The sequence below is a fragment of the Arthrobacter sp. SAFR-044 genome (assembly GCF_059414985.1).
Genome location: NZ_JBPFDN010000010.1, coordinates 110,106 through 131,454 on the forward strand (window position 1 = coordinate 110,106; position 21,349 = coordinate 131,454).

A 21,349-nucleotide genomic window follows, 5' to 3' on the forward strand; every position below is an offset into this window, starting at 1 on the left:
AACCCGGCCAGCCGGCGTCGTACTTCTCCAGCCGCGTTAGGCCGAGGCGGGCCAGCCCGTGTACGCCTCTGCCAGGTAAGCCCGGCCGTGGCGGGAGGAGACCACGGAGTTCAGTTCACCGAGCTGGCGGGCGCGGGAGAAATCGTCCGCATCAGCCGGAGTGTGCAGCATCGTGGTCATCCAGTAGGAGAACTGCTGCGCCTTCCACACCCGGTCCAGGGCGCGGTCGCTGTAGGTCTCCAGGAGCCGGTCCGAGCCGGAGTTGTAATGGCTGTCCAGCCCCTCGAAGAGGACCTTGACGTCGTTGATGGCCAGGTTGAGGCCTTTGGCACCGGTGGGCGGCACGGTGTGTGCGGCGTCCCCCGCCAGGAACAGGTTGCCGTAGCGCATGGGGGTGTGTACGAAGCTGCGGAACGGCAGGACCATCTTCTCTAGGACCGGGCCTTCCTTGAGCTCGAAGCCGTTGCCGTTGACGCGGCTGCGGAATTCGGCCCAGATCCGGTCGTCATCCCATTCCGCCACGTTCTCCTTGGGATCGCACTGGAAGTACATCCGCTGCACAGTCTCCGTGCGCTGGCTGATCAGGGCGAAGCCGTTGGCCGAGTTGGCGTAGATCAGTTCGTCGGAACTGCGCGGCGCCTCGGCCAGGATGCCGAACCAGGCGAAGGGGTATTCGTGGAAGTACCACTTGCGGTGGGCCTCCGGAATCTGGAACCGGCAGTGGCTGCGCGAGCCGTCTGCACCCACCAGGAAGTCGGCCTGGATCTCGAACTCGGCGCCGTCGGCATCGGTGAACCAGACTTTCGGCTTGCCCTCCAGGTCGTGGACGGTGGTGTCAGTGACGCTGTAGCGGACGTCGCCGCCGTCGTCCTTCCTGCGCGCGGCGAGGTCCAGGAAGACGTCCGTCTGCGGGTACAGCCACACCGACTCGCCCACGAGGTCCTTGAAGTCGATGCGGTGGCTTTCGTTGTTGAAGCGCAGCTCGATGCCGTCGTGCCGGTCGCCGTCGCGCAGCACCCGGTCCGAGACGCCGCTGTCCACCAGCAGGTTGACGGTTCCGTGCTCCAGGATGCCGGCGCGCACGGTGTGGGAGATTTCCTCGTGGCTGCGGATCTCGATCACGGTGGATTCGATGCCTGCCTTGGCCAGCAGATGGGAGAGCATCAGCCCTGCCGGACCGCCTCCCATGATGGCTACTTGGGTGGTGATGACTTTTCGTGCCATGGCTTTGTCTCGCTTCGTTGCGGGGCCCGGGAAAGGGCCGGAATGGTTGCCTGGATTCAGTGTGCGGCAGGCACGGTGACCGGCGTTACAGCTATTCCGTTGAACGGATTGGCAGGGACATTCCGGGCCGGATCACGCCTCGGCCAGGCCGCGCGCAATGCCGCGGGCCGCCGTCTGCAGCGCGGGAACCAGCGCCTGAAGCCGCATCTCCCGGAGCGGAACCACGACGCCGAGGGATGCCACCGCGCGCTGGCGGCGGTTAAGGACGGGCACGGCTATGCCCCAGGTGTCCGGATCAACCACGCCTTTCAGCTGCGCGAAGCCCTGATGCGATGTATCCGCGAGCAGGGTCCTCACGTCATCGGCTGCCAGCTTTCCGTAGGGGTCGTGGAACTGGCTGAGGTACTCATGCTGCAGCGCCCTGTCCTGGTGGGCCATGAGCGCCAGCCCTGCGGACGAGATGTGGATGGGCATCCGGCCTGCCACCTGGGCGCGGTTGGCCACCGAGCCGCGCCGGGAGAGCCGTTCCACGAAGAGCGCCTCCCAGCCGTCCAGGACTGCCAGGTTCACGTTTTGGTTCAGGACCTGCTGGATATCCTCCATGAAGGGCATGGCCGCCTGCCGGAGCGCCAGCGCCGGGGAGGCGCGGTTCACCAGCTCCCAGAGCCGGAGTCCGGGCCGGACCATTCCCCCGGGGGCAGTCTCCAGCAGGCCATGCCCGGCAAGCTGGGCCACCAGCCTGTGCGTGGTGGTCAGTGGCAGGCCGGCACGCTCGGCAAGCTCCGACAACCGGAGGTCGGTGACGTCCTGGGGGAAGGCAGAGATCAGCCGCACAATCCGGTCCACCACCGAATCGCCGGAGCTTGAGTTCGCCACGGCCGCACACCCTTCCGTTGAATGGGAAGTCCAGCGTACCGCCCTGGACGAACGAAAAGGCTTGGCGAACGAAAGGCCGGGCGCACCCAGAGCGGCTGTCCCGGACGGCGGTCAGGCCGCCGTCGTACCCTGCTCCTGCCTTTGCCGGACCCGGCGCCACGCGCCCGGGGTTAGTACCACGGCAATGCCGACGGCGGCACCAATGACGGTCTCGATGATGCGGTCGCGCAGCAGGATGGACGCGGAAGCGGGGACCACCAGGAGCGTGGACACCAGCGCCAGGGGCGTCACGAACACCTGGGCCACCAGGTATTGGCGGATGATGAACATCTCCGCGCCGAACTGGCAGAGCGCCATCACCAGCACCGTCTGCCAGGGCTGCAGGCCCACGAGCAGGACCGCAGCCAGGACCAGCAGGCCCAGCACGGTACCGATGATCCTCTGGATGCCGCGGCGCACCCGGTGCCTGGTGGTGTGGCCCACCAGGGGAACTACGGCAGCCACCATGGCCCAATAGTTGTGGCCGAATCCAAGCCGCCCTCCCGCCCACGTGGCCAACGAACCGGCCAGGCCCGCCGCCACAAGGTAGCCGAACCCCTCAAGCCACGCCGTCCGCTTCTCCGCCGGGGTGCGCCGGATGCGCGGAGGCCTGGTCCAGGGCGTGCGGTGGCTGGGAAGGACCCGGGACGAGAAGCCGATGAGCAGGGAGAACACCGTGGTGAGGACCGCGACCAGCATGCCCTGCCGCAGCGGCGGCTGGTTGGGAATGGACGCGATGGCGGCAAAGGCGAAGATGTGGAAGAGCGACCCTGCCGGGCGCAGCCGCAGCCAGGAGATCGCCACCGAGCAGACGCCTGCCACCAGGGTGGTGGCCAGGACCAGCAGCCAGGTGTGCGCGGCGGCATCCAGGCCCCAGGCAGGACCCATCCGGGCGGCGAGCGCGGCGAGGAGGATTACCAGCAGCATCAGCAGCCCGGCCCGGAGCTGCAGCACAAAGCGGACGGCGTGCGGCTCCCCACGGCCGTAGATTCCGGTGAAGGCACCGAACGACGCGAAGATGGCCAGGTCCAGCCGGCCCAGCAGCACCAGGGTGATCAGGGGTACGAAGACGCCTACGGCGCACCTCAGCGCCGGGTGGTGGTCCTTGTTGCCGGGGGCGATGCTGAACATCTCAGCAAGCATCTTCACGGGGGCAGCGCCTTCCTTGGGGGTGGATTCCGGGGTGGCGGCCGCGCTGACGTTCCTGGTAAATCCTACGGCCAGGACCCCCGGGACCGCCCGGTACGTTCCCATGAACGGAATCGGGGGGCAATGCGGCGGAAACAACGCCCCGTGATGCTTGAGACATGAAGCGCCCTCCGCACAACACGCCCGCCGCCGACCTGAGCTGTGAAGTCTGCGGCCAAATGCCGGAACCGACCAAGGCGCGGCTGACCCTGGCGAACGTGGCCGCGATGCTGCCCATCGAGCTTCTGGTCCATGCACTCGTGGTGGAGACCCACCTCCCCTACGTGGCGAAGGTGCTGGTGCTGACCCTCACCGCCACGGTCCTGGTGATCTGGGTGGCCGAGCCGTCCGCTGCCCGGATCCTGCGCGGCTGGCTGCACGCGCCCGCGTTGCGGCACCGCAGGCAGCTGGCCTCAGCCCCGTCCCTGTGGCGGGCGCGGACGAGGCTCCAGGACCACCCCGGCTCGCTGCAGCGGATCACGCGGGCGCTGGCCCGGCTCGATACGAACATCCTCGGCATCCACGTGCACCCGGCGCCGGGAGGCGTGCTGGACGAGTTCGTACTCTCGGCTCCGGGCACCGTGGGTGAGCGTGAGCTACTGGCTGCGCTTTCCGACGGCGGCGGGAGCGGTTCGCACGTTTGGCCCACTACTGCGCTTGCCATGGCAGACGGACAGACCAGGGCACTGAGCCTTGCCTCGAGGATCGCTGCTGCCCCGGACGAACTGCCCCTGGCGGTGGCCGAGCTGCTGCACGCGACGATTGTGCCGCCGTCGGACGCCCTCGATGAAGCGCCCGACGACGGGACCCGCCTCAAGATCCCGACCGCATGGCATGGTCCCATCACCTTTTCGCGTGCGGGCGAGCCGTTCACTCCGGCCGAATCGGCCCGGGCACACCGGCTGGCGGAGCTTGCCGAGATCCTGTCCCACCGGCGCAAGGACTCCCTGGCCTAGGTCCGGGGGCAGTCACAATCCGCTTGCAGGCCATCTGGGCCCCTTCGGACCACTAAAACCCTTGACAGTGGCGGGAGTCACTTCTACCTTTGATTTTGGGATCCCAAATTGGGATCCCAACTGAGTACCCGCTCCACGCTCCGGATCGTCCAGCGGCTGCTCCCTCCGCAGGCAGTCCCAATCCTGCCCACGACGCACCACGCATCTTTTCGAACCCTCCCCATCCGTAAACTTCCCCGTGAAGGAGAAGCTGTGTCCATCCCAAACACTGAAACAACGGCCACGTCCGACGAGGCCGCACCCCAAACCGCCGAACAATCCGGAAAGGACGGAAAGCAACGGCGCACCTCCGTCCGCTGGAAAATGTTCCTGCTCCTGCTCGTTCTGGTTTCCGTCAACTACATCGACCGCGGCTCCATCTCTGTCGCGCTGCCCATCATCCAAAAGGAGTTCAATCTGGCCCCTGAGCTAGTGGGCTTACTGCTCTCCGCCTTCTTCTGGACCTACGCCCTGATGCAAATCCCTGTGGGCCTGCTGATCGACAAGTTCGGTCCCCGCAAGGTGATGACCGCCTCCTGCATCGGCTGGGGCGCGGCAACGGCCGCATCCGGCATGGCCGGCGGCTTCCTGAGCATGTTTATCGCCCGACTCGGCATCGGCGTGACCGAAGCCGGCGTCATGCCAGCCGGCGGCAAGCTCAACGCCATCTGGATGCACAAGTCGGAGCGCGGCCGCGGCGCCACCATTCTGGACGCCGGCGCCCCGCTGGGTGCAGGCCTTGGCGGCATCCTCATCGCCGGCCTCATCGCCGCAACGGGCAGCTGGCGCAGTTCGTTCGTCATCGCCGGCGCGGCAACGGTCCTGATGGGCCTGGCCGTCTGGTGGTACGTCCGCGACAACCCGCGGCAACATCGCGGTGTCAATGCCGCCGAAGCCGAGTACATTGAAGCGTCGCACGCAGCCGAGGACGCCGAAGCCGAACTCGACGGCAGCCAGGGCAAGCGCGCGCTGCTCCCCTACCTTAAGTTTCGTTCCTTCTGGGCGATGTGCTTCGGCTGGCTCGGCTTCAATGGAGTGTTCTATGGGCTGCTGACCTGGGGCCCGCTGTACCTCGCCCAGGCCAAGGGCTTCGATTTGAAGACCATCGGCTGGTCGACGTTCGTCATCTTCGGTGCCGGCTTCGTAGGCGAAATCCTGGGCGGAACCATTGCGGACAAGTGGCGCGCCTCCGGCGCCTCAGCCAACAAAGTGATGCGCACCCTCCTGGGCATCTCCAGTGTCGTGGTGATCGGCGGCCTGGTGGGCGTCACCGTGGTCCCGGACCCCACCACCGCAGTGGTCCTGCTCTCCCTCGTCATGTTCTTCCTGCGCTGGGTGGGCCTGTTCTGGAGCATCCCCTCCATCCTCGGCGGCCGCACCAACGCGGGCGTCCTGGGCGGCGCCATGAACTTCAGCGGCAACATCTCCGGGTTCGTCACTCCGATCGCCGTCGGCCTGATCGTCGGGGCCACTGGCTCCTACACCTGGGCGCTGCTGTACTTCGTCGGTTCCGCGGTGATCATGGGCGCCTCAGTCCTGACCCTGAACTACAACAAGCGGCTTCCTGTCTAAGCTGACCCTCGCAGGGAAACTTGCTACCAATGACGCCCCCGCAGCCGGGAGCCGTGCCACACAAGAATCCGAATGGAGCAGCATGCTGACCGCAGAAGAGACCCAGGACAAGGACCGCCCCCTCCGCGAGACTGTCCGGGACACCCTCCGCACCCGGATTTTCGAAGGGCACTACGCTCCCGGCACGCGGTTGGTGGAACGCGACCTGGCAGCCGAATTCTCCGTATCCCGGCTGCCGGTCCGCGAGGCGCTCCGCATGCTCCGCCAGGAAGGCCTCATCAGCGACCGCGGTGCGCGCGGGGCAGAAGTCAGCAGCCTCAGCCCCAAGGACGTGGAGGACCTCTTCGACGTCCGCCAGTCCCTGGAGGTGCTGGCCTGCAGGCTCGCCGCCAAGCGGGCCACCAAGGACGACCTCTCCTACCTCAAGCGGCTGCTGGACAACGCGGAGGCGTTCCTGGCCAAGGGGGCGGTGATGGAGGCACACCGTTCCAACAGCGAGTTCCATGACGCCATCACCGCCATCGCAGACAACAACTTCCTCAAGTCCGCCCTGGAACCCCTCCAGGGCCGCATGCACTGGCTGTTCCGGCACGTCAGCGACCTGCCCGAGCTCATCCGCGAACACCGCGAGCTCTACGCGGCCATCGCCAGCGGTGATCCGGACAAAGCAGCCGCCCAGTCCGCCTCCCACATTGGAAAGTACCGGGAGCAGTTCCCTGAGGACTTCCAGAAGACCGAACCAGAATTCCACCGGAAGAGAAAATGAAACTCCTGGTCATCAACCCCAACATCAGCGCCGATGTCACAGCGCTGATCGAATCCGAGGCGCTCCGATCCGCCTCCCCCGGCACTGAACTGCTGGTCCGGACGGCCGGCCACGGCGTCGAATACATCGAGACCCGCTTCGAATCCCTCATCGCCGCCGGTGCGGTGGCCGAAATCATCGCCGAACACACCCGCCCCGGAGCAGACCCGGTGGATGCGGTGGTGGTGGCAGCCTTCGGCGATCCGGGCATGCCTGCCCTCAAGGAACTCGCGGACGTCCCCGTCATCGGCATCACCGAGGCGGCACTGTGCGCAGCCGCCCTGCAGGGCCACCGTTTTTCCATCATCGCCATCTCGGACCGGATCAAGCCCTGGTACCGCGAGTGCGTGGAGCGGTTCGGCCTGTCCGGCCGGCTGGCTTCCATCCGCTCCATCAACGACTCCCTCACCAGCATCGCTTCCGTCCAGCAGGACTTCCGGGAAACCCTGCTGGCGCTCAGCCGGCAGGCCGTCGCCGAGGACGGCGCCGACGTCGTCATCCTTGCCGGCGCCCCGCTCGCCGGGCTGGCCCGCGAACTCAAGGGACAAATTCCCGTCCCGGTGGTTGACGGCATCTCCGCCGGCATCCGCATGGCGGAGGCGGTGGCCGCACTGCAGTCCGGAACCCACCGCGCCGGCGCCTTCGCCCCGCCCCCGGCCAAGGACCGCAAGGGCCTGTCAGGCAACCTGGACGCGGCCCTCGCCGCCCGCCAGGAACGCGCCGGCACACCCCAGCCCACCGCCTAAGCCAAAGCCAAAGCCAAAGCCAAAGCCCACCAATTGTAGGAGGACACCGATGTCCCAGCCAGAACTTGTCATCGCCAACGCCACCATGGTCAACAGCACGGGCCGGCGCGAAGCCCACATCGTGGTTTCCGGAGGCCGGATCGCAGCCCTTGTGGACGCCGCCCAACCCGCCCCGGCGGCGGACCGCACCATCGACGCCACGGGCAAGCTCGTGATACCCGGCGGCGTGGACGGACACTGCCACGTGGCGCAGGTGACCGGCCGCTTCCGCACCCTCGACGACTACCGCACCACCTCCACCGCAGCGCTGTGGGGCGGAACCACCACCATCATCGACTTCGGCATCCCCCGCGATGCCCAGGAAACACCGCTCGCCGCCGTCCTGCACAAGAAGGAACTCGCCACCCAGTCACGCTGCGACGTGGCCCTGCACGGCGCCGTGGTCAGCTGGGACGAAACCGTGCCGTGGCAACTGGAGCAGCTGGCCGCCGAGGGCGTCCGGTCGGTAAAGATGTACACCACCAACCGCGGCACCACCATGGCCGACGGCGGCACCATCCTGAAGGTGATGCGCGAAATGGTGCGGCTGGACGGACTGGCCTACATCCATGCCGAGCACGATCCGATCATTGCCGACTGCACCGAACAGCACGCCCAGGACGGCCTGATCGGGATCGAACACCTGCACCGGACCCGGCCCGAACTGGCCGAGGAGATCTCGGTCAAAGAAACCCTGGCCATGGCTGAATACACGGGGGCACCGGTCTACTTCGTCCACCAGTCCACGCCCGGAGCGGTGGACCTGGTATCCCAGGCACGGGAACGCGGGCTCGAGGCGTACTCCGAGACCTGCCCGCACTACGTCACGCTGGACGACACCGTCTACGCCTCCACCTTCCCCGAGTGGTTCGCCTGCTGCCCGCCCATGCGCAACGCGGAAACCGTGGCCGCCCTCAGGGAGCGGCTGGTGTCCGACGCCATCCACACCATGTCCTCGGACCACTCCTGCTACGACCTGTCCCAGAAGCTCGAGCGCACAGATGACGTGCGCGCCATGCCGCACGGACTGCCCGGAGTGGAGACCCGCATGCCCGTCACGTTCACCGCGATGACATCCGCCGGCGCAACCGTGGAACAGTTCGTCAGCGCCTTCGCTGCGGAGCCCGCCCGGATCAATGCCGTCCCCGGCAAAGGCCGCATCGCCGAGGGCTTCGACGCCGACCTGGTCATCTTCGATCCCGCCGAGGAACGCACGGTCAACGGCGCTGCCCTGCACATGGGGACCGACTTCTCACCCTTCGACGGGCAGGCACTCACGGGCTGGCCCGCCGTCGTGGTTTCCAACGGCCGCGTGGTCCTGGACGCAGACGGCTTCCACGACCCCGGCGCCGCCGGCCGTTTCATCAACCGCAACGGCTTCCGGGAGCACCAGTCCGCCGCTGCCGACGCCTCCCACCTGCCTGCCGCCGTCCTCTAGGAGCCCCCATGCCCGCAACCACACGCCCCCGCAGGATTGGCATGATCGTGCCGTCCTCCAACACCTGCCTGGAGCCCCAGACCTACCGCATCCTGGGCGATCGCACGGACGTCACAGTGCACTTCACCCGGATCCCGGTCACCCGCATCGCCCTGGACGACTCCTCCAACCGCCAATTCGACCCCGCCGTCATGGCGGACGCAGCCAAGCTGCTGGCGACGGCGGATGTGGACGTGATCGCCTGGAACGGCACCTCGGGTTCATGGCTGGGGTCAGCGCACGACCAGGAACTGGCCGGCGGGATCACGGCCGCCACCGGGATCCCGGCCACCACCTCCACGCTGGCCTACCTTGCGGCCTTCCGGGCCTTCGGCACCGAGCGGATCGGCCTCTTCACGCCCTACACCGGGGACGTGAACCACCAGGTCATCGCGTCCTACGAGCGTGAAGGCATCAAGACCGTGGACCACCGGGCGCTGGGCCTGAGCGACAACGAGTCCTTTGCCCGGGTCACCGACGACGAGATGCGCCCCGGATCCCTGGAACTCGCCGCCGCGGCTCCCGACGCGCTGGTGTACCTGTGCACCAACCTATACGGAGCCAACATAACGGCCGAGATCGAGCAGGCCACCGGGGTGCCGGTGCTGGATTCAGTGGCAGTCACGCTCTGGCACGCCCTGAAACTGGCCGGCGCGCCGCTGCTGGACGCGCGCTGGGGCAGGCTGCTGGGGTAGCGAACGTACCGCACGGCCCTACATCCGCAGGGTCAGGGCACCGGGCTCCATGGTCATGAGGACGTGCTTGCCCTCGCCCTCGTGGTCGCCGTCCAGCTGGTAGTCGTCCTTGTGCTCCAGCGTGATCTCAACGGTCTTGCCCTGGAAGTACTCCACGGCGGTGTCCCTGTTTTTGCCTTTGCCGATGATGCCCGCCAGCACGGACAGCCAACCCAGCTTGCCGTGGTGGGGCGCCAGGACGGCGATATCCAGCAGGCCGTCGTCCATCTTGGCGTCAGGGAAGATCTCCAGGCCGCCCTGGACCTTGCCGCAGTTGCCCACCATGACGCTCCGGACGCCGCGGTGCACCACGGACTTGCCGTCGATCACCACGGTTGCCTTGACGGGTTTGCCGGGCAGGTTCCGGATCCCGGCGTCCACGTAGGCAAGCCAGCCCACCTTGTCCTTCAGGTCCTCGTTGGTGTCCGCCATGATGGTGGCGTCATAACCCATGCCGGCCATGACCAGGAACAGCTGTTCCTTGTCCGGGTCGCTGCGGCGGGCGCGGACCACGTCGATCTTCCGTTCGGTCCCGATCAGGGCGCCAGCCATGGCACCGTCGTAATCGGTGACGTCCATGCCCAGGTTGCGCGCCAGCAGGTTCCCGGTTCCCAGGGGCAGCAGGCCCATGGGGGTGTCGCCGCCGGACAGGACCTCGGCAACGCAGCGGACGGTACCGTCGCCGCCGGCCGCGATGACGATGTCCGCGCCCTGCGCCAGCGCTTCCTTCGCCTGGCCGACGCCCGGGTCCTCCTTGGTGGTTTCCAGCCAGATGGCTTCGCCCCAGCCGTTTTCCACGCAGTGCTTGGCCACCAGGCCGCGCACGTCGATGTCCACCGGCTTGGCGGGATTGACGATGATGGCGGCCCGTTTGGGCGAAGTTGAGCTGGTCTCAGTCATGGCGTCCTCTAGTGGCGGATGGAAAGCAGGCTTCTGAAAGAAGGGTAACCCGCCGCGGGGGTGGTCAGACGCAGTGTGGCGGGCTACAGCGCCTTGACCGCGCCCAGCACCTGGGCCAGGGAGTCCTTGGCGTCACCAAACAGCAGTGAGGTCTGGGGCTCGTACAGCAGGTCGTTTTCGATGCCGGCGAAGCCCGGGCGCATCGAGCGCTTCAGGAAGACCACCTGCCGCGCCTCGGCCACTTCCAGGATGGGCATCCCGTAAATCGGGGACCCGGAGGACGTCTTGGCGGCCGGGTTCACCACGTCGTTGGCGCCCACCACCAGGGCCACGTCCGTGGTCTTGAACTCCGGGTTGATCTCGCCCATCTCCTTGAGCGACTCGTAGGGCACGTTGGCTTCCGCCAGGAGCACGTTCATGTGCCCGGGCATCCGGCCGGCCACGGGATGGATGGCGAAGTCCACCTCGATGCCCCTGGCCTCCAGTGCCAGGGCCAGTTCGGCGGCAGTGTGCTGGCCCTGAGCCACCGCCAGACCGTACCCGGGGACGATGATCACCCGCTGGGCGTACCCCAGCAGAACCGCCACGTCCTCCGCTGAGGACGAGCGGACGGGACGCTCGCTCACGGCCGTGGACCCCGCCGTCGAACCTCCGCGGAAGGCACCGAACAGGATACCCGCCACGCTCCGGCCCATGGCCGCCGCCATGGCCCGGGTGAGGATGGTGCCCGAAGCTCCCACCAGGGTGCCTGCCACCACGAGCAGGACGTTGCCCAGCACCAGGCCGGACGCCGCGACGGCCAGGCCGGTGAAGGCGTTCAGCAGCGAAATGACGATAGGCACGTCGGCGCCACCCACCGGCAGCACCAGCAGGACACCGGCGGCCAGGCCCAGGACCAGCAACAGCACCGCAAGGGGCAGCGAACTGGTGATGACCACGGCCACGGCCGCAGCCACGGCGGCGAGCAGGACCACCGCCATCACCACCGGGAGGCCGGGGAACACAACGGGCCGGGTGGTCATCAGCTCCTGCAGCTTGGCGAACGTGACGCCGGAACCGGCGAAGGAAACGGCCCCCACCAGGAGCGTGAAGACGATCGCCACCCGGACCCAGGGATTGCCGGCGTGGCCCAATTCCAGGAGCGCCACCAACGCTGCCGCGCCGCCGCCAACGCCGTTGAACAGCGCCACCAGCTGCGGCATCTGCGTCATTTTCACTCGGCGCGCCACCGGGGCCGCCACCGCCGAACCAATGGCGATGGCGGCCAGGATCCAGGGGATGTTCTCCAGCCGGGCGGACAGGAAGACGGTGACGACGGCGATCAGCGCCCCGAGTGCCCCCACCAGGTTTCCGCGGCGGGCCGTGCGCGGGGAACTGAGTCCGCGCAGGGCCAGGATGAAGCAGACCGCCGCCGCGAGGTAGAGCAGGGAGGTCCAGACGGGGTCGAGGAGGCTCATTTGCTGCCTGCCTCGGGGTGGGCGCCAGCCTTAACAGGGTCCTTTTTCGCGTGGAACATGTGCAGCATCCGGTCCGTCACCACGAAACCGCCCACCAGGTTGGCGGTGGCAAGGACGACGGCGAGCAGCGCCACCGCGAGCACCCATGGGTCAGCTGCCTGGCCGGCGACAATAATGGCCCCCACCAGGATGATCCCGTGGATGGCGTTGGCGCCGGACATCAGGGGCGTGTGCAGGGTGCTGGAGACCTTGGAAACCACCTCGAAACCGACGAACACCGCCAGCACGGTGATGGTCAACAGCGCGGTTCCATCCATCAGAGCACTCCTTCCGGGCCGGCCGCAGCCGTGGCCGTCCGTGCCGCGAGCAGGTCCGCGGTGGGCTGGTGCCGCACCTCCCCGGCGTGGGTGAGGCAGGCGCCGGCCACTACTTCGTCGTCGAAATCCAGGGTGAGGGTCCCGTCGCGGACCAGCAGGGCCAGCAGGTTGGCCACATTCTTGGCGTAGAGGCGTGAGGCGTCCGATGCCATCGCGGAGGCGGGGTCCTTCAGTCCCACCAGGGTGATGCGGCCCGTTCCGTCCGCGGTGGGGATGGGGATGTCCTGGCCCGGCACGGAGCCCTCCACGTTGCCGCCGGACTCGGCGGCGAGGTCGACGACGACCGATCCCGGGCGCATGCCCTGCACCATCTCCCGTGTCACCAGGAGGGGCGCCGGCCGCCCGGGGACGGCCGCCGTCGTGATCAGGACGTCCGATTGCGCCACGTGGGGTGCCAGCAGCTGCCGCTGCCGGGTGCCGGCGTCGGAACTCAGCTGGCGGGCGTAGCCGCCGGCTGCTTCCGCCGTCTCAAGGTCCAGCCGGATGAACGTTCCGCCCATCGAGGCGACTTCGTCGGCTGAGGCGGGGCGGATATCGTTGGCGAAGACCCGCGCCCCCAGCCGTTTGGCGGTGCCAATGGCCTGCAGCCCTGCCACGCCCGCACCGAGCACCAGGACGCGGGCCGGCGGGACGGTTCCCGCAGCGGTCATGTACAGCGGGAAGAACCGGGGCAGCCTGATGGCGGCTTCCAGGACGCAGCGGTACCCGGCCACCAGGGCCTGGGAGGTCAGGGCGTCCATGGACTGGGCACGGGAAATCCGGGGCACCAGCTCCAGCGCGAAGGAGGTCACTCCGTTGTCCGCGAGCGCCTGCACCGCGGGCAGTTCGGACGACGGCGACGCGAGCCCCACCGTCACGGTTCCCCTTTGCAGGGACGCGGCAGTGTGCGGGTCAAGGGGCCGGACGTGGGCCAGGACGTCCAGGGCTGAGGTGTCCAGTTCAGGGACGATGGTGGCGCCGGCCTGCTGGTAGGCGGCATCAGCGTGCCCGGCGCCGTCCCCCGCCCCGGTTTCCACCAGGACGTCCAGCCCCATTGCCGCGAGCTGCCTGACGGTATCCGGTGTGGCGGCGACGCGCCGCTCACCCTCCCTGCGTTCCCGCGGAATCCCCAGTTTCACCCGCCGACTCCTCTTCCTGACGAGCTGTGCAGCGGCTCTGCTGCACGCAGTTGGCTTGAGTCTAGAGCGCGGCGGCGCGCGGCGGGAGTAGGCGGCGGGGAGGTTGTGGGTAACGATTCACCTGTCAGCCCGCGTCCTTCGGGCTGCGGGGCCCCTTCACGGGCGGGGTAGGGCTACTAGTTGCTGGCGCGGGCGGCGGGGCCGCCGTAATCGAGTGCAATGCGCCGTGCGGCCTCCGTCAACTGCGGAAGGACCGTTGCCTCGATATCCCTGGCCGCCGCACGGTGGGTCTGCAGGGACACATTGGTGGCGGCAACCACCTCGTTTCCACGGCACACGGGGACGGCCACACCGCGCAGGCCCTCCTCGAGTTCCTGGGAGACCATTGACCAGCCCCTGGTCCTCGCCGCTTCCACCTCTGCCCGCAGGTCCTCCACGCTGCCGATCGAGCGGTCGGTGAAACGGCGCAGCTGGACCGACCGGAGGTACTCCTCCAGCTGCGGGGCCGGCAGCCCGGCAAGCAGGACGCGGCCCATCGAGGTGGCCCACGCCGGGAAGCGGGTCCCGACGGTAATGGAAACGCTCAACAGGCCGGGAGACGGCACGCAGGCCACGTAGACCACATCCCCGCCGTCGAGGATGCACAGGGCAGTTGTTTCATTCAGCTCCGCCGCCAGATCCCTGAGATGGGGCTCCGCCACCTTGGGCAAGGTCAGGCCCGCAAGGTAGGAACGGCCCACATCCAGCGACCGGGCGGTGAGTTCGAAGGCCGGCCCCTCGGCGCGGATGTATCCAAGGTCCGCCAGGGTCAGCAGGAAGCGGCGGGCGGACGCGCGGGTCATGTCCGTCCGGGCAGCAACCTGCGAGACGGTAAGCCGCGGCTGCTCCGGGGTGAAAGCGAGCAGGACGTCGAATGCCTTCTCAACCGACTTCACAAAGTAGGCAGCCTGCTCCTCCATTGACGTTGCTGTTCCTCTCTGAACGATTGGCTACCTGCACCGGCCTGCCGGTCTTCGGCGCCTGTTCGATCTTATCGTTCGGCCGCTTCCCCTTCAGTGCCTTTCCCGGAGGATTCCAAGGGACCGCTGGAGCAGTTCGCTGGCCCGCCCGTCAAGGCCAAGGAGGGGCACCATGGCTAGGGCCTGCTCACGGAGATGGTCCCACCCGTCGATGCACCGGACGCCCAACTCCCTGGCGCGCTCCACACTGGCGGTGACATGGCGTGCGTACACGTAGTCATAGAGGACCGCACCAGGGGCCAGCGGCGCGCCGCCCCAGACCGGCATGTCGGAGGCGCTTTTTCCGACCGGAGTCGCATTGACAATCAGGGATGCCTTGGGAGCCAGGTCCTGCGCCTCGTGCCAGGTGACGGCCTGTGCCTCGATCCCGAAGCCCCGGGCCAGGTCCAGCAACTCCTTTGACGCGTGGGGATCGCGGTCCGCAATGGACACTCTTCCCACGCCGCCCCGGAGCGCGACCAGTGCTGCCCTGGCGGCTCCCCCGGCACCCAGCAACAGCGCGTGCTGCTGGTACCCGCCCCCGAGCAGGACTTTCACAGCCGTAACGTCCGTGTTGTGGCCCGCCAGCCTTCGGCCCTGCCGTACCAATAGGTTGCAGGCGCCGCTGAGCTGGACGGGCGCGGTGGCTTCATCAGCAGTTTCCGCCGCCCAGTGCTTGTGCGGCATTGTCACGTTCGCCGTCACGATGTCGGGGTTCAGGAGCCTGCGGCGGACCGCTTCCAGGTCTCCGTCACCAGCCACGTCCCAGGACTCGTAGGTCCAGCCGTTGCCAAGCTCCCGCAGAACAGGATTCCACAGGCCGGGAGACATGGCCTGTGATGCGGCCGAGCCGATGAGGACCAGACGGGATGCTTGCTGGTTGCCTTCGGTCATGATGCACCTTTCTCAATGACGTTGTGATTGGCGTCACCGGCTAGTATCCTCTTTCTAGGCGCATTTCGCACACATGTTCGCATTGCGTACAAATAGACGACAAGATCCCCGCCTTCAGCGTGGAAGGAACCAGAAATGACCGACATCGCAGCAGGAGCCCAGGCCCAGTCAACGCCTGAAGCACAGCGCCAGCTCAAGCGTGCCAAGAAGGCCGCACTGGCCGCCTTCCTCGGCGGCGCGCTGGAATACTACGACTTCTTCATTTATGCCACCGCAGCGTCGCTGGTGTTCTCGAAGATCTTCTTCCCCGCCGGCGACCCTACAGTGGCGCTCATCGCCTCCTTCGCCACGTTCGGAGTGGCCTACGTCGCGCGGCCCTTCGGCGCCGTGGTGTTCGGACACCTCGGCGACAAGATTGGCCGGAAGAACACCCTGGTACTCACCCTGGTGCTCATGGGCAGTGCCACGTTCCTGATCGGCGCGCTGCCCGACTTCAGCCTTGCCGGCTACTGGGCGCCGGCGCTGCTGGTGCTGCTGCGCCTGATGCAGGGCCTGTCCGCCGGGGCCGAAACCGCCGGGGCCTCGGCGCTGTCTACCGAGGAAGCCCCGGAGGGCCGCCGCGGCTTCTTCGCCAGTTTCGCCATGAGCGGCATCTCCGCCGGCATCGTCCTGGCGTCCCTCGCCTTCCTGCCCGTGGCCGCCATGAGCGAGGCGGACCGCCTCGCCTGGGGCTGGCGGATCCCGTTCTGGCTCTCCCTCGTCGTGCTCATCGTCGCGTACCTGGTGCGCCGCTCGCTGGACGAGCCGGAGGTCTTCGAGGAAAAGCATGACCATGGTGAACTGGTGAAGCTCCCCTTCGCCAAGATGTTCCAGACGCACCCGGCGCAGTTCTTCCAGGTGGCGCTGATGTCCTTCGAGACCGTCACCAACACCTTCATGCAGTCCTTTGGCCTTGCCTATGCGGTCTCGGTGGGTGTCCCCGCCTCGACGATGCTCTGGGTGAGCATCGTGGGTAACGTCCTGGCCATCGTCACGCAGCCCTTGACGGCCCGCCTCTCCGACACCTTCGGCCGCCGTCCGGTCTTCATCATCGGTGTCCTCGGTTCCGGCATCATGATCTTCGTGTACTTCTCGGTGATTGCCACCGCCAACGTCCCCATGATCTTCCTGACCAGCACCTTGATCACGGCGGGAACCTACGCCATGTCGAATGCGATCTACCCGGCCTGGTTCGCCGAACTGTTCAACGTCAAGGTCCGCTACTCGGGTATGGCGATCGGGCTCCAGATCGGCATCCTGTGCGCCGGCTTCACCCCGCTCCTGGGCACCGCGCTGGTGGGTGCGGACAAGGCCAACTGGGGACCCGCAGCCTGGATCGTGGCAGGTTCCTCGATCCTCGCGGTGGCAGGCGCGTGGTGGGCGCGCGAAACCGCCAAAACCCCGCTCCGGCAGCTTGGCAACCCGGTGAAGTAGGACTGGGCGGCCACACACCCAAGCCAGGAGGACGACGGCGGGAAGCACCCGCCGTCGTCCTCCCCGCCTTTGCACCCCGCGCGTTTGGCCAGCTCAAGGCGCTGTTGTGTGAGAATGAGCGGGATTCACAGACAACAAAATATTGGGGGACCCATGTCAGAGCGCGCAGAATTCGAGGCAACACCATCCGGGCCGGAGGGCAGTCACGGAACTCCGGTTCCGCAGTACGGCCAGCGGTCTTCGGAACCACAGGTGCCGCCCGCAGGCCAGTTCCAGCTCCCGGTGCCCGAGCCGACAGCCCCGCGGGAGGATGTGGTGCGCGGTGCCGTCTACGCTCTGGCGGCGGTTCCAGTAGGCATCGCAGCCTGGCTGGTGCTGTGGAACATGGGCTGGATGGCCTCCATCGTTGCCTTTATCGCCGCAGCGCTGGCAGCGCGCCTGTACGTCATGGGAACCGGCGGCATCATCAGCCGGCGGGGCGCATGGGTGGTTGTGGCAATAACGGCGGTGACGGTGCTGCTGTCTTTCTGGGGCGGCATGCTGGTGGACGCCGCGAAGTACCTTGGCGGGGGCTCTCCCCTGCTGATGCTGGCAGATGCCCAGACCTGGGACCTGCTCCTCTTCAACCTCTCGACGAACCGGGAACTGATCGACGGGTACGGCGGGGACTTCCTCGTTGCTCTGCTGTTCAGTGGCCTGGGCTGCTTCTTCACACTCCGCCGGCTGTTCGCCCAAACCAAGATCAGCTAGCGAGAAGCAACTTGCGCAGACCACGGTCAGCTAAGCGCGACTAAACAGTCACCCTGACCGGGCCCGTCTTAGCCGCCTGCCAAGCGGCAGGAATCCCCGCAGTGAAGTATGGGTTGGCTGCGCAGCGGCAGTCCCTGCGCACTGAGAACCGGGTTCGCTGCGCAGGAACAGTCACTGCACTCAGGGAAAGAAGCTGACCACGGAGCCGGTCAAGCGGCTACCCGCGGGCAGTGAGGTCCGCGGAAATGAGTTTTGCCGTGGCCACGATCTCCTGCGCCACTGACGCCAGGTAGGCCTGTGGGTCCGGTTTGGCCTCCACGGACTGGGCCTGCAGGGACACGTTCACGGCCGCCACCACCTTGGCCCCGTCGTACACGGGCGCGGCGACGGACATGAGGCCCAGCTCCAGCTCCTGGTCCAGCAGGCACCAGCCCTGCGCCCGGACGGTGTCCAGCACCTTCAGCAGCTCCGGTACGGTGCCCAGGGCGCGGGGGGTGAGTGGTTTGATGTCCGCCGCTGCCAGGTAGGCCTTGAGGTCCGCGGGCGGAAGGTGCGCAAGCAGGACCCTGCCCATTGAGGTGGCGTAGGCCGGGAAGCGGGTTCCCACGGTGATGCCGATGGTCATGATGCGGCGGGTGGTGACCCGCGCGATGTAGGCGATGTCGGTGCCGTCCAGCACGGCGGCGGACGTGGACTCACCCAGTTTCAGGGACAGTTCCTCAAGGTGCGGCTGCGCCAGCTGCGGCAGGGACAGCCCCGAAAGGTAGGCATACCCCAGCTGGAGCACCTTGGCCGTCAGGGCGAAGGTTTTTCCGTCAGTGCGCACGTAGCCCAGTTCCACCAGGGTGTGCAGGAAGCGGCGGGCCGTGGCTCGGGTGAGCCCGGTCCGGACGGCAACCTCGGACAGCGTCATGACCGGGCGCTCGGCGTCGAAGGCGCGGATCACGGCCAAACCCCGGGCCAGCGACTGGACGTACTGGTCGCTGGCTTGCGGGGCGGCTTGGGTATCTGTGCCTGCGTCAATCATGGTTACCAATCCTAGGTGCGGTACCGGGCGCAGGCTCATCCGGCGGCGGGTGTGGCCTTCAGCGGGACCTGTACCAGTTCCTGGAGTTCCTCCAGGGTGCAGCCGAAGGTTTCACGGACGGTGACGCCGTCCGGACCGATGAGGAAGACGGCCTTGTCCGTGTACACCCGGGTGACGCAGCCGACGCCGGTGATCGGGTAGCTGCAGGCCTCCACGATTTTCGAGGCGCCTTCGCGGGTCAGAAGCGTCATCATGACGAAGACGTCCTTGGCACCCGTGGCCAGGTCCATGGCACCGCCGACGGCGGGAATCGCCCCGGGTGCCCCGGTGTGCCAGTTTGCCAGGTCACCGGTGGCCGAGACCTGGAAGGCGCCCAGGACGCAGATGTCCAAGTGCCCGCCGCGCATGATCGCGAACGAGTCGGCGTGGTGGAAGTAGGACGCACCCGGGAGCTCGGTGACGGGGATCTTGCCGGCGTTGATGAGGTCGCCGTCGATCTGGTCGCCCTTGGCTTCCGGGCCCATGCCGAGCATCCCGTTCTCCGTGTGGAGGGTGATGTTCTGTTCCTCGGTGAGGTAGTTGGACACCAGGGTGGGCTGGCCGATGCCCAGGTTCACGAAGGACCCGGGTGCGATGTCCCTGGCCACCAGCCGGGCCAGGTCGTCGCGGCCCAGCGGCGTCTCAGAGGTCTGGAGGGACTTTTCGTTGGACTGCACGCTCATGTCAGGCCGCCTTTTCTGCTGTGCTGCCGCTGCCGGCTACTTTAACGATGCTGTTGACGTAGATTCCCGGGGTGACCACGTTCTCCGGGTCCAGCCCGCCGGTCGGCACGATTTCGGACACCTGCACGATGGTGTGCTTCGCGGCCGCTGCCATGATGGGACCGAAGTTCCGGGCGGTCTTGCGGTAGACCAGGTTGCCCTTGCCGTCGGCTTTGAGGGCCTTGACCAGTGCGACGTCGGCGTGGATGGGGGTTTCGAAGACCTGCCACTTGCCGTCCAGGAACCGGGTTTCCTTGCCCTCGGCGAGCATGGTGCCGTAGCCGGTGGGAGTGAAGAACCCGCCGATGCCGGCCCCCGCGGCGCGGATCCGCTCGGCCAGGTTGCCCTGCGGGACGAGTTCGAGTTCGATTTCGCCGGCCTTGTACTTGGCGTCGAAGTGCCAGGAATCGGACTGCCGCGGGAAGGAGCAGATCATCTTCTTCACCCGGCCCTCCTTGATCAGCAGCGCCAGGCCCTGGTCGCCCTGTCCTGCGTTGTTGTTCACCACGGTCAGGTCCGTGGCCCCGCATTCCAGCAGCGCGTCGATCAGTTCGAACGGCTGCCCGGCGTTGCCGAACCCGCCGATCATCACGGTGGAGCCGTCCTTGATGCCGGCGACGGCGTCCTGGACCGAATCTACGAAGTTCAGCATTACTGGTCCTTTCCAGCGGTGACGTTTTCAAGTACGACGGCCAGGCCCTGGCCCACTCCGATGCAGATGGCAGCAACGCCCCAGCGCTCACACGAGGCCTGCAGGGACCTGGCCAAGGTGCCCAGGATCCTGGTCCCGGAAGCACCCAGCGGGTGTCCCATGGCGATGGCGCCGCCGTGCCGGTTCACGATCGAGTGGTCGATGCCCCAGGCGTTGATGCAGGCCAGGGACTGCGCTGCGAAGGCTTCGTTAAGTTCGACGGCGCCCACCTGGTCCCAGCCGATGCCCGCCTTGGCGAGGGCTTTGTTCGCCGCCTCCACGGGGGCGTAGCCGAAGTACTGCGGATCGTTGGCGTGCGCGCCACGCCCGGCAATGCGGGCCAGGGGGTCGAGCCCCAGCAGCCCGGCGGCGGTCTCGCTGCCGATCCAGGCTGCGGAGGCGCCGTCGGACAGCGGGGACGCGTTGCCCGCGGTGACCGTGCCGTTCTCTGTCCGGAACACGGTCTTGAGGCCGGCGAGCTTCTCGGCCGAGGAGCCGGGGCGCACGCTCTCGTCACGGACCAGGTCGGTGCCGGGCACGGGGGCCACGAGGTTGTCGTAGAAGCCTTCATCCCAGGCGGCGGCGGACAGGTTGTGCGAGGCGGCGGCGAATTCGTCCTGTGCCTCGCGGGTCACGCCATACTTTTCGCGGAGCCGCTCGGTGGCTTCGCCCAGGGAGATGGTCCACTCCTTGGGCATGGCCTTGTTCACCAGGCGCCAGCCCAGGGTGGTGGAGGCCAGGGTCATGTCCCCGGCCGGGTAGGGCTTCTCCGTCTTGGGCAGCACCCAGGGGGCACGGGACATCGATTCGGCGCCACCCACGAGCATCAGGTCAGCATCACCGGCGTTGATCTGGCGGGAAGCGATGATGGCGGCATCCAGGGAGGACCCGCACAGCCGGTTCACCGTGGTGCCCGGGATCGAGACCGGGAGCCCGGCCAGCAGCGTGCCCATCCGGGCGATGTTGCGGTTCTCCTCACCGGCACCGTTCGCGTTACCAAACACCACCTCGTCGATCCGTTCGACGTCGAGCCCCGGTGCGCGCCGCACGGACTCCTTGATCACGTGCGCAGCGAGGTCGTCCGGACGGACGGCGGCAAGGCCGGAGCCGAACTTGCCGAACGGGGTGCGCACGGCGTCGTACACAAAAGCCTGGTTCATGGTTCCTCTTGGTTCTCTGGGGACCCAACTGACTGGCAATTGATGTCG

Annotated in this window: 21 protein-coding genes; 8 read left to right on the forward strand and 13 right to left on the reverse strand. The window is 67.4% G+C overall.

The window, feature by feature from the left end:
- Window positions 1-36: 36 nt before the first annotated feature.
- From ACR65J_RS15970 to ACR65J_RS15980, 3 genes are all read right to left on the reverse strand, one after another.
- Window positions 37-1,224, reverse strand: a complete 1,188-nt coding sequence (locus ACR65J_RS15970; RefSeq protein WP_440170856.1) for a 4-hydroxybenzoate 3-monooxygenase — start codon at window positions 1,222-1,224, stop codon at window positions 37-39.
- 132 nt (window positions 1,225-1,356) lie between these two features.
- Window positions 1,357-2,100 carry an IclR family transcriptional regulator gene (locus tag ACR65J_RS15975; RefSeq protein ID WP_440170859.1) on the reverse strand — a complete coding sequence of 248 codons (744 nt, stop codon included), beginning with the start codon at window positions 2,098-2,100 and terminating at the stop codon, window positions 1,357-1,359.
- A 111-nt stretch (window positions 2,101-2,211) separates the two neighbouring features.
- Window positions 2,212-3,288 carry an FUSC family protein gene (locus ACR65J_RS15980; protein WP_440170998.1) on the reverse strand — a complete coding sequence of 359 codons (1,077 nt, stop codon included), beginning with the start codon at window positions 3,286-3,288 and terminating at the stop codon, window positions 2,212-2,214.
- A 158-nt stretch (window positions 3,289-3,446) separates the two neighbouring features.
- On the opposite strand from ACR65J_RS15980, the gene ACR65J_RS15985 reads away from it, so the two are divergent.
- The 6 genes from ACR65J_RS15985 (at window position 3,447) to ACR65J_RS16010 (ending at window position 9,656) form a co-directional block, all read left to right on the forward strand.
- Window positions 3,447-4,283 (forward strand): ACT domain-containing protein, encoded by an 837-nt coding sequence (locus ACR65J_RS15985; RefSeq protein ID WP_440170861.1) that lies wholly within the window; start codon window positions 3,447-3,449, stop codon window positions 4,281-4,283.
- Between the two features lie 252 nt (window positions 4,284-4,535).
- Window positions 4,536-5,894 (forward strand): MFS transporter, encoded by a 1,359-nt coding sequence (locus tag ACR65J_RS15990; protein ID WP_440170864.1) that lies wholly within the window; start codon window positions 4,536-4,538, stop codon window positions 5,892-5,894.
- A gap of 82 nt (window positions 5,895-5,976) precedes the next feature.
- Window positions 5,977-6,660: a GntR family transcriptional regulator gene (locus tag ACR65J_RS15995; RefSeq protein WP_440170866.1), complete on the forward strand. Its 684-nt coding sequence runs from the start codon at window positions 5,977-5,979 to the stop codon at window positions 6,658-6,660.
- Window positions 6,657-7,445, forward strand: coding sequence for an aspartate/glutamate racemase family protein (locus tag ACR65J_RS16000; RefSeq protein ID WP_440170869.1), 789 nt, complete (start codon window positions 6,657-6,659; stop codon window positions 7,443-7,445). The genes ACR65J_RS15995 and ACR65J_RS16000 overlap by 4 nt, the downstream gene beginning before the upstream one ends.
- Window positions 7,446-7,494: 49 nt before the next feature.
- Entirely contained in the window at window positions 7,495-8,922 is a 1,428-nt protein-coding gene (locus ACR65J_RS16005; RefSeq protein ID WP_440170872.1) for an amidohydrolase family protein, read from the forward strand.
- 8 nt (window positions 8,923-8,930) lie between these two features.
- Window positions 8,931-9,656, forward strand: coding sequence for a maleate cis-trans isomerase family protein (locus ACR65J_RS16010; protein WP_440170874.1), 726 nt, complete (start codon window positions 8,931-8,933; stop codon window positions 9,654-9,656).
- A gap of 18 nt (window positions 9,657-9,674) precedes the next feature.
- Here ACR65J_RS16010 and ACR65J_RS16015 read toward each other — a convergent pair whose 3' ends face one another.
- The 6 genes from ACR65J_RS16015 to ACR65J_RS16040 all read right to left on the reverse strand — a co-directional run bounded on the left by ACR65J_RS16015 (window position 9,675) and on the right by ACR65J_RS16040 (window position 15,439).
- Window positions 9,675-10,595 (reverse strand): diacylglycerol/lipid kinase family protein, encoded by a 921-nt coding sequence (locus ACR65J_RS16015; protein WP_440170877.1) that lies wholly within the window; start codon window positions 10,593-10,595, stop codon window positions 9,675-9,677.
- 83 nt (window positions 10,596-10,678) lie between these two features.
- Window positions 10,679-12,052 carry an NAD(P)(+) transhydrogenase (Re/Si-specific) subunit beta gene (locus tag ACR65J_RS16020; protein WP_440170879.1) on the reverse strand — a complete coding sequence of 458 codons (1,374 nt, stop codon included), beginning with the start codon at window positions 12,050-12,052 and terminating at the stop codon, window positions 10,679-10,681.
- Window positions 12,049-12,369, reverse strand: coding sequence for an NAD(P) transhydrogenase subunit alpha part 2 (locus tag ACR65J_RS16025; protein WP_440170881.1), 321 nt, complete (start codon window positions 12,367-12,369; stop codon window positions 12,049-12,051). The genes ACR65J_RS16020 and ACR65J_RS16025 overlap by 4 nt, the downstream gene beginning before the upstream one ends.
- Complete coding sequence (locus tag ACR65J_RS16030) at window positions 12,369-13,547, reverse strand: Re/Si-specific NAD(P)(+) transhydrogenase subunit alpha (RefSeq protein WP_440170884.1); 1,179 nt, start codon at window positions 13,545-13,547, stop codon at window positions 12,369-12,371. The genes ACR65J_RS16025 and ACR65J_RS16030 overlap by 1 nt, the downstream gene beginning before the upstream one ends.
- 176 nt (window positions 13,548-13,723) lie before the next feature.
- Window positions 13,724-14,506, reverse strand: a complete 783-nt coding sequence (locus ACR65J_RS16035) for an IclR family transcriptional regulator domain-containing protein (RefSeq protein ID WP_440170887.1) — start codon at window positions 14,504-14,506, stop codon at window positions 13,724-13,726.
- A 93-nt stretch (window positions 14,507-14,599) separates the two neighbouring features.
- Complete coding sequence (locus ACR65J_RS16040; protein ID WP_440170889.1) at window positions 14,600-15,439, reverse strand: shikimate dehydrogenase family protein; 840 nt, start codon at window positions 15,437-15,439, stop codon at window positions 14,600-14,602.
- Between the two features lie 135 nt (window positions 15,440-15,574).
- Here ACR65J_RS16040 and ACR65J_RS16045 point away from each other — a divergent pair, with 135 nt between their 5' ends.
- Window positions 15,575-16,912, forward strand: a complete 1,338-nt coding sequence (locus tag ACR65J_RS16045; protein WP_440170891.1) for an MFS transporter — start codon at window positions 15,575-15,577, stop codon at window positions 16,910-16,912.
- A 153-nt stretch (window positions 16,913-17,065) separates the two neighbouring features.
- Window positions 17,066-17,662: a hypothetical protein gene (locus ACR65J_RS16050; protein ID WP_440170893.1), complete on the forward strand. Its 597-nt coding sequence runs from the start codon at window positions 17,066-17,068 to the stop codon at window positions 17,660-17,662.
- 217 nt (window positions 17,663-17,879) lie between these two features.
- Here ACR65J_RS16050 and ACR65J_RS16055 read toward each other — a convergent pair whose 3' ends face one another.
- The 4 genes from ACR65J_RS16055 to ACR65J_RS16070 are packed head-to-tail and all read right to left on the reverse strand — an operon-like array spanning window position 17,880 to window position 21,301.
- Window positions 17,880-18,689, reverse strand: a complete 810-nt coding sequence (locus ACR65J_RS16055; RefSeq protein WP_440170895.1) for an IclR family transcriptional regulator domain-containing protein — start codon at window positions 18,687-18,689, stop codon at window positions 17,880-17,882.
- A gap of 35 nt (window positions 18,690-18,724) precedes the next feature.
- Window positions 18,725-19,411 carry a 3-oxoacid CoA-transferase subunit B gene (locus ACR65J_RS16060; RefSeq protein WP_440170898.1) on the reverse strand — a complete coding sequence of 229 codons (687 nt, stop codon included), beginning with the start codon at window positions 19,409-19,411 and terminating at the stop codon, window positions 18,725-18,727.
- 1 nt (window position 19,412) lies between these two features.
- Window positions 19,413-20,102, reverse strand: a complete 690-nt coding sequence (locus tag ACR65J_RS16065; RefSeq protein ID WP_440170901.1) for a 3-oxoacid CoA-transferase subunit A — start codon at window positions 20,100-20,102, stop codon at window positions 19,413-19,415.
- Window positions 20,102-21,301 carry a thiolase family protein gene (locus tag ACR65J_RS16070; protein WP_440170904.1) on the reverse strand — a complete coding sequence of 400 codons (1,200 nt, stop codon included), beginning with the start codon at window positions 21,299-21,301 and terminating at the stop codon, window positions 20,102-20,104. Before ACR65J_RS16070 ends, ACR65J_RS16065 begins: the two co-directional genes overlap by 1 nt.
- Window positions 21,302-21,349 lie beyond the last annotated feature (48 nt).

What these genes read in the sequence shown, in the direction of transcription:
- ACR65J_RS15970 (WP_440170856.1), bottom strand. Translation starts at nt 1,224, where the DNA reads ATGGCACGAAAAGTCATCACCACCCAAGTAGCCATCATGGGAGGCGGT.
- ACR65J_RS15985 (WP_440170861.1), top strand. Translation starts at nt 3,447, where the DNA reads ATGAAGCGCCCTCCGCACAACACGCCCGCCGCCGACCTGAGCTGTGAA.
- ACR65J_RS15995 (WP_440170866.1), top strand. Translation starts at nt 5,977, where the DNA reads ATGCTGACCGCAGAAGAGACCCAGGACAAGGACCGCCCCCTCCGCGAG.
- ACR65J_RS16000 (WP_440170869.1), top strand. Translation starts at nt 6,657, where the DNA reads ATGAAACTCCTGGTCATCAACCCCAACATCAGCGCCGATGTCACAGCG.
- ACR65J_RS16005 (WP_440170872.1), top strand. Translation starts at nt 7,495, where the DNA reads ATGTCCCAGCCAGAACTTGTCATCGCCAACGCCACCATGGTCAACAGC.
- ACR65J_RS16010 (WP_440170874.1), top strand. Translation starts at nt 8,931, where the DNA reads ATGCCCGCAACCACACGCCCCCGCAGGATTGGCATGATCGTGCCGTCC.
- ACR65J_RS16015 (WP_440170877.1), bottom strand. Translation starts at nt 10,595, where the DNA reads ATGACTGAGACCAGCTCAACTTCGCCCAAACGGGCCGCCATCATCGTC.
- ACR65J_RS16020 (WP_440170879.1), bottom strand. Translation starts at nt 12,052, where the DNA reads ATGAGCCTCCTCGACCCCGTCTGGACCTCCCTGCTCTACCTCGCGGCG.
- ACR65J_RS16025 (WP_440170881.1), bottom strand. Translation starts at nt 12,369, where the DNA reads ATGGATGGAACCGCGCTGTTGACCATCACCGTGCTGGCGGTGTTCGTC.
- ACR65J_RS16035 (WP_440170887.1), bottom strand. Translation starts at nt 14,506, where the DNA reads ATGGAGGAGCAGGCTGCCTACTTTGTGAAGTCGGTTGAGAAGGCATTC.
- ACR65J_RS16040 (WP_440170889.1), bottom strand. Translation starts at nt 15,439, where the DNA reads ATGACCGAAGGCAACCAGCAAGCATCCCGTCTGGTCCTCATCGGCTCG.
- ACR65J_RS16045 (WP_440170891.1), top strand. Translation starts at nt 15,575, where the DNA reads ATGACCGACATCGCAGCAGGAGCCCAGGCCCAGTCAACGCCTGAAGCA.
- ACR65J_RS16050 (WP_440170893.1), top strand. Translation starts at nt 17,066, where the DNA reads ATGTCAGAGCGCGCAGAATTCGAGGCAACACCATCCGGGCCGGAGGGC.
- ACR65J_RS16055 (WP_440170895.1), bottom strand. Translation starts at nt 18,689, where the DNA reads ATGATTGACGCAGGCACAGATACCCAAGCCGCCCCGCAAGCCAGCGAC.
- ACR65J_RS16060 (WP_440170898.1), bottom strand. Translation starts at nt 19,411, where the DNA reads ATGAGCGTGCAGTCCAACGAAAAGTCCCTCCAGACCTCTGAGACGCCG.
- ACR65J_RS16065 (WP_440170901.1), bottom strand. Translation starts at nt 20,102, where the DNA reads ATGCTGAACTTCGTAGATTCGGTCCAGGACGCCGTCGCCGGCATCAAG.
- ACR65J_RS16070 (WP_440170904.1), bottom strand. Translation starts at nt 21,301, where the DNA reads ATGAACCAGGCTTTTGTGTACGACGCCGTGCGCACCCCGTTCGGCAAG.